Annotated in this window: 13 protein-coding genes; 6 read left to right on the top strand and 7 right to left on the bottom strand. The window is 72.2% G+C overall.

Translation table 11 applies throughout. The features are described 5' to 3' along the window. Window positions 1-275: 275 nt before the first annotated feature. Together ABZ919_RS39885 and hemC are read left to right on the top strand one after the other, a co-directional pair. Entirely contained in the window at window positions 276-1256 is a 981-nt protein-coding gene (locus tag ABZ919_RS39885) for an ATP-dependent DNA ligase (protein WP_361258763.1), read from the top strand. Window positions 1257-1274: 18 nt separating this feature from the next. Next, window positions 1275-2216: a hydroxymethylbilane synthase gene (gene hemC / locus ABZ919_RS39880; RefSeq protein WP_361258696.1), complete on the top strand. Its 942-nt coding sequence runs from the start codon at window positions 1275-1277 to the stop codon at window positions 2214-2216. Window positions 2217-2338: 122 nt separating this feature from the next. Here the strand turns inward: hemC and ABZ919_RS39875 are convergent, their stop codons facing one another. The 4 genes from ABZ919_RS39875 to ABZ919_RS39860 form a co-directional block, all read right to left on the bottom strand. After that, window positions 2339-2863, bottom strand: coding sequence for a hypothetical protein (locus ABZ919_RS39875; RefSeq protein WP_361258693.1), 525 nt, complete (start codon window positions 2861-2863; stop codon window positions 2339-2341). 190 nt (window positions 2864-3053) lie between these two features. Continuing rightward, window positions 3054-3914, bottom strand: a complete 861-nt coding sequence (locus ABZ919_RS39870; RefSeq protein WP_361258690.1) for an ABC transporter permease — start codon at window positions 3912-3914, stop codon at window positions 3054-3056. Next, the gene (locus tag ABZ919_RS39865) at window positions 3874-4668 is read right to left on the bottom strand and encodes an ATP-binding cassette domain-containing protein (RefSeq protein ID WP_361258760.1); all 795 of its coding nucleotides are present in this window, start codon (window positions 4666-4668) and stop codon (window positions 3874-3876) included. The genes ABZ919_RS39870 and ABZ919_RS39865 overlap by 41 nt, the downstream gene beginning before the upstream one ends. Window positions 4669-5214: 546 nt before the next feature. After that, window positions 5215-5700: a MarR family transcriptional regulator gene (locus ABZ919_RS39860; RefSeq protein ID WP_361258687.1), complete on the bottom strand. Its 486-nt coding sequence runs from the start codon at window positions 5698-5700 to the stop codon at window positions 5215-5217. A gap of 249 nt (window positions 5701-5949) precedes the next feature. On the opposite strand from ABZ919_RS39860, the gene ABZ919_RS39855 reads away from it, so the two are divergent. Then, window positions 5950-6741 carry an RNA polymerase sigma factor SigF gene (locus tag ABZ919_RS39855; protein WP_361258757.1) on the top strand — a complete coding sequence of 264 codons (792 nt, stop codon included), beginning with the start codon at window positions 5950-5952 and terminating at the stop codon, window positions 6739-6741. Window positions 6742-6848: 107 nt separating this feature from the next. On the opposite strand, the gene ABZ919_RS39850 is transcribed toward ABZ919_RS39855, so the two are convergent. Next, on the bottom strand, window positions 6849-7157 hold the full coding sequence (locus tag ABZ919_RS39850) for an ANTAR domain-containing protein (protein ID WP_361258684.1): 309 nt from the start codon (window positions 7155-7157) through the stop codon (window positions 6849-6851). A gap of 128 nt (window positions 7158-7285) precedes the next feature. Between ABZ919_RS39850 and ABZ919_RS39845 the strand changes: the two genes are divergently transcribed. Beyond that, on the top strand, window positions 7286-8095 hold the full coding sequence (locus tag ABZ919_RS39845; RefSeq protein ID WP_361258681.1) for a VOC family protein: 810 nt from the start codon (window positions 7286-7288) through the stop codon (window positions 8093-8095). Window positions 8096-8155: 60 nt separating this feature from the next. Here the strand turns inward: ABZ919_RS39845 and glgX are convergent, their stop codons facing one another. Then, complete coding sequence (glgX, locus tag ABZ919_RS39840; RefSeq protein ID WP_361258678.1) at window positions 8156-10300, bottom strand: glycogen debranching protein GlgX; 2145 nt, start codon at window positions 10298-10300, stop codon at window positions 8156-8158. Further along, the gene (locus tag ABZ919_RS39835) at window positions 10297-10842 is read right to left on the bottom strand and encodes a pep a2 (protein WP_361258676.1); all 546 of its coding nucleotides are present in this window, start codon (window positions 10840-10842) and stop codon (window positions 10297-10299) included. The genes glgX and ABZ919_RS39835 overlap by 4 nt, the downstream gene beginning before the upstream one ends. Window positions 10843-11171: 329 nt before the next feature. On the opposite strand from ABZ919_RS39835, the gene ABZ919_RS39830 reads away from it, so the two are divergent. After that, the gene (locus tag ABZ919_RS39830) at window positions 11172-11471 is read left to right on the top strand and encodes a DUF5133 domain-containing protein (protein ID WP_361258673.1); all 300 of its coding nucleotides are present in this window, start codon (window positions 11172-11174) and stop codon (window positions 11469-11471) included. Window positions 11472-11579: 108 nt separating this feature from the next. Next, on the top strand, window positions 11580-12199 hold a 620-nt coding region (locus ABZ919_RS39825; RefSeq protein WP_361258670.1), incomplete at its 3' end, for a maltotransferase domain-containing protein.

The raw sequence follows: 12199 nt of genomic DNA, 5'->3' as shown, positions 1-12199 counted from the left end.
CCCCGCCACCCGGGCCCGCGGTCCTGACGCTCGCGCGGCAGGTCGAGAAGCCGGCGCCGAGGGGTGACGGAGCTGACGATCCGCCGCGCCGGCTCGCGCCACACCCCTGCTGAAGCCGTGCCGGTCCCCCGGACGACACCGGACACCGCCGGGTGCGGGCGGCGCTCGCCCGTCCGCGCACCGCGCCCGGGCGGCGCGGGGCCCGTTCAGGCGAACCGTCGGCCGAGGGTGCGTGAGGCTGCCGGGTGCGGTCGAGACCTTCAGCCGTGACCGCCGTGACCCTGCCGCTGATCGCGCCGATGCTCGCCACTCCCGGCACCCTGCCGCCCGCCGCGCAGGACGAGCGGTGGGCGTACGAGACCAAGCAGGACGGCCAGCGGGTGATGGTCTATCTGCCCGGCGACGGGAGTGTGCTGCTGCGCGCCCGCTCGGGCGAGGACATCACCGCCGCCTATCCCGAGCTGCGCCCGCTCGGCGGCGCGCTGGGCGGCACGCCCGCCGTCCTGGACGGCGAGGTGCTGGCCCTCGACGAACAGGGCCGGGCCGACTTCCAGTTGCTGCAGAGCCGGATGGGCCTCGCGCACGCCCCCGCCCGGGCGGCGCGCCGGGCCGCCCAGGTGCCGGTGCACCTGGTGCTGTTCGACGTGCCCCACCTCGAGGAGTCCCTGGTACGGCAGCCGTACGTACGGCGCCGGGCCCGGCTGGCGGAGCTGGGCCTGGCCGGGCCGTACTGGTCGACGCCGGGTGCGGTCACCGGGCATGGCCGACAGGCGCTCGCGGCGACCAGGGAGCACGGCCTGGAGGGCCTGGTGTGCAAGCGGCTGGACTCGGTGTACGAGCCCGGGGTCCGCTCCCGTGCCTGGATCAAGATCCGGAACATGCGGGCCGAGGACGTGATCATCGGTGGCTGGCTGCCCGGCAAGGGGCGGCTCGCCGGGCTGCCTGGCGCGGTCCTGGTCGGTCAGCGCGACGCGGGCGGCCGGCTGCGGTACGTCGGCGGGGTGGGCACCGGCTGGAGCGAGCCCGAACGGGTGGAGTTGGCGGCGCTGCTCCGGGACGCAGCGAGCGACCGGTGCCCCTTCCGGCCGGCGCCCCGGATCGGGGACGCCCGCTGGGTACTGCCCCGGCTGGTGGGCGAGGTCAGCTACAGCACCCGTACCCGGGCGGGAATGCTGCGTCAGCCGTCCTGGCTGCGGCTGCGTCCGGATCTCACGCCGGAGGAGTCGGCGGCGGATCTGCCCGGGGACGCCGGCTGAGGCGGTGGGGTCTATCGTGTGCCCATGCCGGTTCCCGAACTGATCCGTATCGTCTCCCGCGACTCACCCATGGCCCTGGCCCAAGTCGAGCGGGTCCGAGCCGAGTTGGCCGTGCTGCACCCGGGAGTGCGCACCGAGGTGGTTGCGGTGAAGACCACCGGCGACAAGTGGCTCGGCGATCTGTCCAGGGTCGAGGGCAAGGGGGCGTTCACCAAGGAGGTCGACGCGGCCCTGCTGGCCGGGGAGGCCGATCTCGCGGTCCACTGCGTCAAGGACGTGCCCGCCGACCGGCCGCTGCCCGCGGGGACCGTGTTCGCCGCGTTCCTGAAGCGGGACGACATCCGCGACGCGCTCGTTCACCCGGGCGGCCTCACCCTGGACGAGCTGCCGGCCGGAACCCGGATCGGCACCTCCTCGGTGCGCCGCGTGGCCCAACTGGCCGCCACCCGCCCGCACCTGGAGTGTGTGCCGTTCCGCGGCAACGACAACCGCCGGCTGGAGAAGCTGGCCGCCGGGGAGGCGGACGCGCTGCTGCTGGCGGTGGCCGGACTGGAGCGGATCGGCCGCACGGACGTGATCAGCGAGGTGCTGTCGACGGAGGAGATGATGCCGCCGATCGGCGCCGGCATCCTCGCCCTTCAGTGCCGGGAGGACGACGCCGATGTGATCGACGCCGTCAGCGGACTGGGCGACCCGGACACCCATCGGGAGGCGACGGCCGAGCGGATGTTCCTGCATGTGCTGCAGGGCCACTGCAACAGCCCCATCGCGGGGTACGCGCGCGTGGACCGCAGCGGGGAACTGTCGCTGCGGGCCTGTGTGTTCACTCCGGACGGCAAGACGCGGCTGAACGCCCACGAGTGGGCGGGCCGGCTGGACCCGGCCACGCTCGGCACCTCGGTCGCGGTGGCGCTGCTGCGGCAGGGCGCGCGGGAGATCATCGACGGCATCCCGCACTGACCGTACGTCCGGTACGGGTCGTACGACGGCTCCGTACCGGACCCGCGGCTGGTACGAGGGCTCCGGACACCGCAGTGGTACGACCGCTTCGTGCGGGCCCGTGAAGGGCCCGGCCGCCCGTGTCAGGCGGTGCCGGGCTCCGTCTGGTCCTTGAGGAAGGCGCTGACCTGGTGGGCCAGGCTGTGCTGCCCGGTGCCGGCGGGCGTGGCCGCAGCGGTCGCGTCCAGGACGCCGATGCCGCCCGTCCACAGCCGACGGTCCGCCCACTCTTCGTCCACCCGCAGCTGCACCTGTACGTCCACATGGGCCAGGGCGGCCTCGGGGGCGGCCGCGTAGAGCACGGCGGTGGCCCGGCGCAGCGGGTAGACGTCGAAGCCCTCGATGAACTGGGAGTTGCGCCAGTCGATGAAGGCGCCCTCGCCGTCGGGACCGACCCGGACGTCGATCTGACCGTCCTCCACGTGGATCCCCAAGGGCTGCGCGCCGCGGTTCTCGACCGTCACCCGGACGCTGAAGTACGTCAGCCCCACGGCGGCGTCGTCGCGTCCGCGCGGCGGCTCCGCCGCCTCCAGGCGGTGGACGCGGACCCGCAGACCGGCATGCTCGTCGTACTCGTGCCAGTCCCCGACCACGTTCGGCTCGTACACAGTGCCCCTCTCGACCTTCGAGAGCTGCTGTCTATCTGTGCGCCGAGTGCACTGTCAAATGAGCAGAATGCGCTGTGGCCAGGGGGTTCGCCCGCTTTGATCGGTGATCAAGCGCTGCCCAGGAAGAACTCCCTCGGGGCGCCGCCCGGCGCGGTCCGGGTGCGTGCCGCACATCACGTCCACGACAAGATCACCGGGCCAGGCGGCCGAGCAGCGACGAAGCCGCGGTGATGCCGAGCGCGGCGGCCACCGCGAGGACGGCGAAATCGGCACCGAGGTGCGCGGGGGTGCCGAGCAGCAGCCCGCGCAGGGCGTCGACTTGGTAGCTCAGCGGGTTGACCTTGCTGACGGCCTGGAGCCAGCCCGGCATCACCGAGACGGGGTACAGGGCGTTGGAGCCGAAGAACAGCGGCATGGTGATCGCCTGCCCGAAGCCCATCAGCCGGTCGCGGCTGAGGACGATGCCCGCGATGGTCATCGACAGACACGAGAAGAAGACGGAGGCGAGCACCACGGCGGCGGCGACGCCGAGCAGCTTCAGCGGGTTCCAGGTGAGGGCCACGCCGAGCACCGCGGCGATCACGATGACGACGATCGCCTGGACCAGCGACTTCACCCCGGCGGCGAACGCCTTGCCGGTGATCAGTGCCGAGCGGGGGGTCGGGGTGACGAGCAGCTTGTTCAGGATGCCGGCGTCGCGTTCCCAGATGATCTGGATGCCGTAGAAGATCGCGATGAACATCGCCGACTGGGCGATGATGCCGGGCGCCATGAAGTCGATGTACGGGACGCCGCCGGTGGGTATCGCCCGTATCCGGGTGAAGGTCTGGCCGAAGATCAGCAGCCACAGGGCGGGCTGGACCGCGCGGGTGTACAGCTCGGTCCGGTCGTGCCGCAGCTTCTGCAGCTCGACGGCGCACATGGCGACCACGCGGGCGGGCAGCAGCCGCCAGCCGGCCCGCGGGACGGGCGGGCTGAGCAGCAGGTCGGTGCCGCGGCCGGGGGTGCGGTCAGCCGACACGGCGCGCGGTGCGGCGGGTGCTGCGGACATCGCGGAAACCTCCTCCGGAGTTGTCGTCGAGGCTGCTGCCGGCGACGTCGCGGAAGACGTCCTCCAGCGTGGGCAGGGTGGCGGCGTCCCGGCGTTCGGCCAGGCCCCGGCGCAGCTCGGCCGGGGTGCCGAGGGCGCGGATGCGGCCGCGGTGCATCAGGCCGACCCGGTCGCAGTACTGGTCGGCCTCGTCCATGTAGTGGGTCGTGACGAGGACGGTCATCCCGGTGGCCGCGCGGACGGCGTTGATGTGCTCCCAGACGCCGGTGCGGGCGATCGGGTCCAGACCGATGGTGGGCTCGTCGAGGATCAGCAGCCGAGGCGCGCTGACCAGGGCCTGGGCCAGTTCCAGCCGGCGGACCATGCCGCCGGAGTACGTCCCCGCGAGCCGGTCGGCGGCATCGGCGAGACCGACGGCCGCCAGCGCCTGGGCGACCCGCGGGGCCCGCTCGCGGCGGGGTACGTCGAAGACGCGGGCGAACAGGGAGACGTTCTCGCGCCCGGTGAGTCCGCTGTCGGCGGACAGCTGCTGCGGGACGTAGCCGAGCAGGCGGCGCACCGCCATCCGGTCCTTGGCGGCGTCGTGTCCGAAGACCCGGACCATGCCCGCGGGCACCGGCAGGAGTGTGGTGACGCAGCGGATGGCCGTGGTCTTGCCGGCACCGTTGGGCCCGAGCAGCCCGAACACCTCGCCCTCCCGGACCGCGAGATCGAGCCCGTCGACGGCGGTGGTGTCACCGAAGGCGTAGGCCAGCTGAACGCAGCTGACGGCATCGGCGACCGGCGCGGGCGCGGCATCGGCGACCGGGGCGGGCGCGGCATCGGCGACCGGGGCGGGCGCGGCATCGGCGAGCGGCGCGGGGGCCCCGGCGGGCGCTCCGGCGGCAGTGGCGTCGCCGACTGCTGGGGCGGGCGCCAAGGAGGCCGTGGCGGCGCCGGCAACGTCCCCCTGGCGGCCGACCACACCCCCGGCATCATCAAGACACTCACCCGAACCCACGACCCCACCAGAGCCGCGGCCCGCGCCCCCAACACCGCCGGCCGCACCGCCCGCCGGCCGCACAGGCCCACAGGGGCCGTCGTCGGCCGCGTCCACGCCCTCGCCGGGCGCTCCGGCAACCGGCCGCACAGTGTCGCCCCCGCCGCCGACCACACGCCCGACGTCATCCGCGCTCTCGGCCCCGCCCACGGCCTCCTCGGGCGTTTTGGCCCTGCCCACGGTGTCGCCGGGCGTCTCGGGCGCGCTCACAGCGTCCTCGGGCGGGCCGGCGGTGTCTCTGGTCATGGTGGTGGACCTCCGTCATGCTTCCTCGGCCTCCTCGTGCAGGCCGGCCGCCAGCTTGCGCAGTGCCGGCAGGGCCGCGCGCAGGGCTTCCCGGTCGGCGTCGTCGAGCCGGGACACGTGCCGGCCGACCAGTTCCGTCCGGCGCCGCTGCCAGTCACCGAGGCGTTTCTCGGCGGTTTCCGTGAGCAGCAGGCGTGCCGCGCGCCGGTCGGCGGGGTCGGTCTCGCGGAGCAGGTATCCGCCCCGGACGAGCTGATTGACCAGGGTCGACACGGAGTTGCCGGCCAGGTGCAGTGCCCTCGCCGCGTCGGAGACACCGATGCCGGGCCGGGACTCGACCAGCCGCAGCAGTTCGACCTCGGCGCCCCGCATCCGGGGCACGCTCAGCCCGTCGCGCAGTCGTCGCCGGATCAGTCGCTGAACGCGCACGAGCGCGTCCGCGAGTTCCCCGGGGAAGGCCTCGGACTGCGTTGCCGCGCGCTGCGCCGTCTCGGATCCCATGCCGGAAGATTACCTCTGCTACAGAGGCAATGCCCTGCCAAGCGGAGGTCAAGCGACCATCCGATCGCATCCCGTTTGTACTTATTTGTTTCGGGATGCCCTAGAACGGGAAAAGGAATCCACGTGCTTCGGACCGGAGGCACATCCGTGGGACCCCGCCTCGCGGGCCGCCCCGGTGTCCTGTTCACGGTCCGCCCGCGCCTCCCACGGTGTCTGTACATCAAGCACCTGCTGAGAGAGGTGCGCACCATGCGTGTCACCGGCAGCACGACATCACATCCCCACGACGATGCGCCCGACACGACGCACTCCTTCGAACGGCTGGCCACGCTGCCCGACGGCCCCGAGCGGCGGGCGCTGCGTGACGAGCTGGTCCAGCTGTGGCTGCCCATGGCGGAGCGGATCGCCGTGCGGTTCCGCGGCCGCGGGGAGTCCCTGGAGGACCTGTACCAGGTGGCCGCTCTCGGTCTGGTGAAGGCCGTCGACCACTACGACCCGGCACGCGGCCGCGCCTTCGAGGCCTACGCCGTACCAACCATCACCGGTGAGATCAAGCGCCACTTCCGCGACCACATGTGGACCCTTCACGTGCCGCGCCGCGTCCAGGACCTGCGCAACCGGGTCCGTTCCGCCACGAAGGAACTGGCCCAGACCACCTCGGGGCGGGCGCCCACCGTGGCGGAGATCGCGGCGTACACACGTCTCAGCGAGGACGAGGTACGTACGGGCATGGAGGCGCTGGAGTGCTTCTCCGCCCTGTCTCTGGACGCCGAGGTGGCCGGCACCGACGGCTACGCCCTCGGGGACTCGCTCGGCGGACCCGACCCCGGGTACGACCTCGTGATCGACCGGACCGCCGTCAAGCCGTGTCTCGAGGCGCTGCCGGAACGCGAGCGCATCATCCTCTACCTGCGGTTCTTCCGGGGCATGACGCAGAGCCGGATCGCCGAGCAGCTCGGCATCTCGCAGATGCACGTGTCCCGGCTGCTCAGCGGCTGCTTCGACCGGCTGCGCGAGGAACTGCTCGCCGAGGCCCGGTGACCGCTGCCGGGTCATCGCCGGGCCGGACCACCGCCGGGCCCGCACGGACCGACCAGCGGCCTTCCGGCGGACTCATTTCCCGCCCGGACTCATTCTCCTGCCCGGACTCATTCCTGCCCGGGAACCTCGGTGGGCCCATAGCGGTCCAGGGCGTCCTCGAGCTCGGCGCGGACATCGGGCGGGATCTCGCCACGGCGGCCCCAGACGAGGATCATCTCCGCGACGGAACGCAGCTTGATGTTGGTGTGCTGGGAGACCTCCCGCAGCACCTCCCAGCCCTGGTCAGGTGCCACCCGCCCCCAGGCCACCATCATCCCGATCGCCTGGTCGACGACCGCGTGCGAGGTCACGGCCTCCTTCAACTGGTCGACTTCCGCCTCCAGCTCGGAGATGCGCTCGGGTTCACCCACTGCCATGCCCCCATCGTCGTCGATGGCCTGGACCGATGCCACCGGGGGTACTCGACAGGCATCCGACCCCCTTTCGGTCGGACACTGGTGACAGACCGGTGGCCGCCCGGCCCCGAGAGCAGGACGCGACTGCCATGAACGACAAAGCCCCCGTCAGTGGCGGACCGCGGAGGCGCGACGTCGTCTCCACGCACTCCGTCTTCGGCGCCCCGTGCTGGGTGAGCCTGACCAGCCGCGACCTCGAGGCCACCCAGGACTTCTACTCGGCCGTCCTGGGGTGGCGCTGGCGCGGCGCGAAGCTCGGCGAGCACTTCCGTATCGCGCTGGCGGACGGGGTGCCGGTGGCCGGGATCGCCGCGGTGGCCGCCATGTGGCAGATGGCGGTGGCCTGGACGCCGTACTTCGCCGTGCCGGACGCCGATGTGGCGGTGGCCCGGGCCCGCGAGCGCGGCGGTACGGCTGCCGTCGGGCCGCTGTCCTTTCCACCGGGCCGTGCCGCGCTGCTGGCCGACCGGGACGGGGCGACCTTCGGTATCTGGCAGGGGGAACTGGTCTCCAACTGGGAGGCCTGGCGGCGGGCGTCACCGACGTTCATCCGGCTGCACACCCGCGACGCCTTCGACTCCGCGATCTTCTACGGCGAGATCCTCGACTGGGCGTCCGGGCTGGCGGGCTGCTGCGAGGTGGACTACGAGGGCGGCGAGGTGGTGCTGCGCAGCCAGGGCGAACCCGTGGCCCGCATCGACTCGGGCGCGGTGGAGGCCGCCCCGGACCCCTCCGTCCGGCCGCACTGGCAGGTCCACTTCGCCGTCGCCGACGTCGCGGGCTGCGCCCGCGCGGCGGAGAAGCACGGGGGCAGTGTGCTGAGCGAGGACGAGGACGAGGCGATCCTGCGCGACCCGGACGGCGCGCAGTTCACCGTGACGTCGCACCGGGCACGCTGAGCGTCCCCGGGGGCCGCGGACCGCCGAACGATCCACCGCTGGCGGGGGGCGGCCAGGTGCTCAGCTCGCCACCCGCGAGGGACGCGACAGCAGGATCAGACTGCGTGCCTCCACGCGCAGCTTCGTGCCGGCCTTGCGCTCCCGTTCGTCGGGGATGCCGTCCGGGTCGGCGGTGTCGACGAGGGTCGTCCAGCGTTCGCCGAAGGTGTCGTCGGGCAGCCGGAAGTCGACGGGCTCCCAGTAGCCGTTGACGAGCAGCAGGAAGGAGTCGTCGACCATCCGGCGCCCGTGCGCGTCCCGTTCGGCGATGGCGTCGCCGTTGAGGAACACACCCACCGAGTGCGCGTCGTCGCGCTGCCAGTCCCGGCCGGTCATCTCGCGGGCGTCGGGTCTGAGCCACATCAGGTCGGGCAGCGGCTGTCTGGCGTTGGTCACGGTCTCGCCGCGGAAGAAGCGGCGCCGCCGCAGCACGGGGTGCGCGGCGCGCAGGGCGATGACATGCCGGGTGAACTCCGCGAGGCTGCGCTGCTCCGCGGTCAGCTCCCAGTCGATCCAGGAGATCTCGTTGTCCTGGCAGTAGGCGTTGTTGTTGCCCCGCTGTGTGCGGCCGAGTTCGTCGCCGTGGCAGAGCATCGGGATGCCCTGCGACAGCAGCAGCGTGGCCAGGAAGTTGCGCTGCTGGCGGGCGCGCAGTTCGAGGACGGCGGCATCGCGCGTCTCTCCCTCCACACCGCAGTTCCAGGACCGGTTGTGACTCTCGCCGTCCCGGTTGTCCTCGCCGTTGGCCTCGTTGTGCTTGTCGTTGTACGACACGAGGTCACGCAGTGTGAATCCGTCGTGCGCGGTGACGAAGTTGACGCTCGCCCGGGGCCGGCGCCGGCTGTGCTGGTACAGGTCGGAGGAGCCGGTCAGCCGGGACGCGAACTCGCCGAGCGAGCCGGGCTCGGCCCGCCAGAAGTCCCGTACGGCGTCGCGGTACTTGCCGTTCCACTCCGACCACAGCGGCGGGAAGTTGCCCACCTGGTAGCCGCCCTCCCCCAGGTCCCAGGGCTCGGCGATCAGCTTGACGCGGCTGATCACCGGGTCCTGCTGGATCAGGTCGAAGAACGCCGAGAGCCGGTCCACCTCGTGGAACTGCCGGGCCAGCGTGGCCGCGAGGTCGAATCGGAAGCCGTCGACGTGCATCTCGGTGACCCAGTACCGCAGCGAATCCATGATCAGCTGGAGGACGTACGGGTGCCGCATCAGCAGGCTGTTGCCGGTGCCGGTGGTGTCGTAGTAGTGCGCCCAGTCGCCGTCGACCAGCCGGTAGTAGGAGGCGTTGTCGAGGCCCCGGAAGGAGAGCGTGGGGCCCATCTCGTTGCCCTCGGCGGTGTGGTTGTAGACCACGTCGAGGATGACTTCGAGGCCGGCCGCGTGCAGCGCCTTCACCATCGCCTTGAACTCGTCGACCTGCTGGCCGCGCGTGCCGAAGGCGGCGTAGGCGTTGTGCGGGGCGAAGAAGCCGATGGTGTTGTAACCCCAGTAGTTGGACAGGCCGCGGTCCTGCAGGACGCCGTCCTGCACGAACTGGTGCACCGGCATCAGCTCGACCGCGGTCACGCCGAGCGTGGTCAGGTGCTCGGTGACGGCGGGGTGGGCGAGGCCGGCGTAGGTTCCGCGCAGCCGCTCGGGGACGTCGGGGTGGGTGCGGGTCAGGCCGCGCACGTGGGCCTCGTAGATGACCGAGTCCGAGTACGGCGTCTGCGGCGGGCGGTCGTCTCCCCAGTCGAAGTACGGGTCGGTGACGACGCCCAGCATGGAGTGCCCGGCGCTGTCGGCGGGTGCGGCGCCGTCCGGGGAGCGTTCGTACAGCGAGGCGTGGTTGTCGATCTGGCCGTCCACCGCGCGGGCGTACGGGTCGAGCAGCAGCTTCTTCGGGTTGCACCGGTGGCCGAGCGAGGGCTGCCAGGGTCCGTGCACCCGGTAGCCGTAGCGCCGGCCCGGTGCGATGCCGGGCAGATAGGCGTGCCAGACGAAGCCGTCGACCTCCTGCAGCCGGACGGGCGTCTCCTTGCCGGCGTCGTCGACGAGGATCAGCTCGACCCGCTCGGCCACCTCGCTGAACAGAGCGAAGTTGGTGCCCTCTCCGTCGAACGCGGCACCCAACGGGTAGGGCTGCCCGCTCCACACGGGCAGCCCTTTCCTGGTCCTGCGGGCGGTCACCGGCAGCCCTCCAGGGCGTCGTCCAGCGCGGCGGTCGGCGCGGGGAGGACGTCGTCCACGGCTCCGGCCGGCGCGGCCAGTACGGCCACCCGCTCCTCGCGCGGCACCTGCAGCCCCTGCCGCAGCGTCGGCGCGGGGGCGGTCGGCACCAGCGGGACGCGCTCACCGGCGCGGGCACGCTGCGAGAACCAAATGATCTTGCTTCCGGTGTCGGAGGCGCAGCAGCCCCAGCCGTCGCTCATGGCGGCGATGTCCGCCAGGCAGGACCGCAGGTCCTGGTCGGGGCGCAGATCCGGGTCGTCGTCACCGAAGGCGGTGATCAGGTGCTGGCCGTTCCACCACATCTCGATGGAGGTGCGCTTGTCGGAGGCGTGCTCGTCGATCGCCCGCAGCAGCAGTTCCGCGCCGCGGCAGACGGGGTCCGCGAGATTCTCGAGGTCCCAGTAGCGGAGGTGGGCGGCCAGGATGCGGCTGACCTGTCCCACCCGTTCCGGGCTGACTTCCACGTCGATGTGGTAGTAGCAGGGCACTGCGGTCTTCATCGTCGCTTGCTCCTCACCGGCGAAGCTCTCGCTCCCCTCGCCCGTCCGGGAGGGATCCCGGATGCCCGGTCCGGACAGTGGTCCGGACACCTAGCGTGAGCGCTGATCGCTTCTGAGTCACCCTCCACGGTGCGGGGGCTACGCCATTCGTGCAACACGAGACGACGACACCCACTTCTCGTTGAAGATCCAACAAGACGCTGCGTCGCCGTCCGTGCACCATAAGTGAAAGCCTCGATCGCCGTAACGGTGCCGTGCCCTTCCGCGCGCGGACACCACCCGACCGTCGGGAACGCGCCCAGTCGAGAGCGTGGAGGGTGAAGAGGGCAATGCTGCTACCCGCCAAGGCCGAAGTGGCCCGGGCGCTGCGGCGTTACCGGGCGTGGGAGCGCGTGATGCTCGCCTCGCCCCACGACCGCACGGTCCGGGTCACCTTCGAGGACTCGGGCTACACGCTGTGCGTACTGATGGGCAAACGCTGCGCCCGCGAGGCCGCGGACGCCGCCGAGCGCTATCTGCACACCAATCTGGTCACCTACCTGCGCGAGCAGGACGGACGGCCGCGGTCACGCCGGTCGGCCAGAAGAGCGCCGCCATCGGAGCGGCGTTCCACGGCGCCAAGCCCCTGACCTGGCACCGTACAAGGCATTCCCCAACGGGGCCGGCATGCGTCGGCCCTTCTCGGATCGCGAAGCCGGGCCGGGTGCCCGGCTTCGCGCACGGCGGAGGTGAGATACATGCGCAGGACCCCGGCCATCGGCCGCGTACCGGTACGTGACGTCCGGCCGGCCGTGGAGTGCGGCAGGCGCCCGGCGAAGGCGGTGGCCGGAGAGACCTTCCGGGTCACGGCCACCGTGTTCCGCGAAGGGCACGATGCCGTGGGCGCCGACGTGGTCCTGCGCGATCCCGAGGGCCGGCGCGGCCCGTGGACGCCGATGCGGGAGCTGTCCCCCGGCAGTGACGTGTGGGGTGCGGAGATCACTCCGGACGTGACCGGCCACTGGACCTTCCAGGTGGAGGCCTGGAGCCATCCGCTGGCGACCTGGCGGCACGCCGCCTCGGTCAAGCTGCCGGCCGGGACCGACACCGGGCTGGTGCTGGAGGAGGGCGCCGAGCTGTACGAGCGTGCGGCCGCCGGAGTGCCGAAGGGACCTGAGCGAAACGTTGTCCTTGCCGCCGCGCGGGCCCTCGGCGACGACTCGCTGCCGGTCGACGAGCGCCTGTCGGCAGCCCTGTCTCCCGAGGTGGACGCGGTGTTGACGCGCCATCCGTTGCGGGAGCTGGTCACCGCCTCCGATCCGATGCCGCTGCTGGTGGAGCGTGAACGCGCCCTGTTCGGCTCCTGGTACGAGTTCTT

The sequence above is a fragment of the Streptomyces sp. NPDC046759 genome (assembly GCF_040645475.1).
In the GTDB taxonomy this organism is placed as follows: domain Bacteria; phylum Actinomycetota; class Actinomycetes; order Streptomycetales; family Streptomycetaceae; genus Streptomyces.
The sequence above is the reverse complement of the archived record's forward strand: the minus strand, read 5'-3'. Positions and strand labels throughout refer to the sequence as shown.

Bases quoted from the DNA above. Each gene is read 5' to 3' on its own strand.
- ABZ919_RS39870 (WP_361258690.1), bottom strand. From the start codon at position 3,914: ATGTCCGCAGCACCCGCCGCACCGCGCGCCGTGTCGGCTGACCGCACC.
- ABZ919_RS39860 (WP_361258687.1), bottom strand. From the start codon at position 5,700: ATGGGATCCGAGACGGCGCAGCGCGCGGCAACGCAGTCCGAGGCCTTC.
- ABZ919_RS39855 (WP_361258757.1), top strand. From the start codon at position 5,950: ATGCGTGTCACCGGCAGCACGACATCACATCCCCACGACGATGCGCCC.
- ABZ919_RS39850 (WP_361258684.1), bottom strand. From the start codon at position 7,157: ATGGCAGTGGGTGAACCCGAGCGCATCTCCGAGCTGGAGGCGGAAGTC.
- ABZ919_RS39845 (WP_361258681.1), top strand. From the start codon at position 7,286: ATGAACGACAAAGCCCCCGTCAGTGGCGGACCGCGGAGGCGCGACGTC.
- ABZ919_RS39835 (WP_361258676.1), bottom strand. From the start codon at position 10,842: ATGAAGACCGCAGTGCCCTGCTACTACCACATCGACGTGGAAGTCAGC.
- ABZ919_RS39830 (WP_361258673.1), top strand. From the start codon at position 11,172: ATGCTGCTACCCGCCAAGGCCGAAGTGGCCCGGGCGCTGCGGCGTTAC.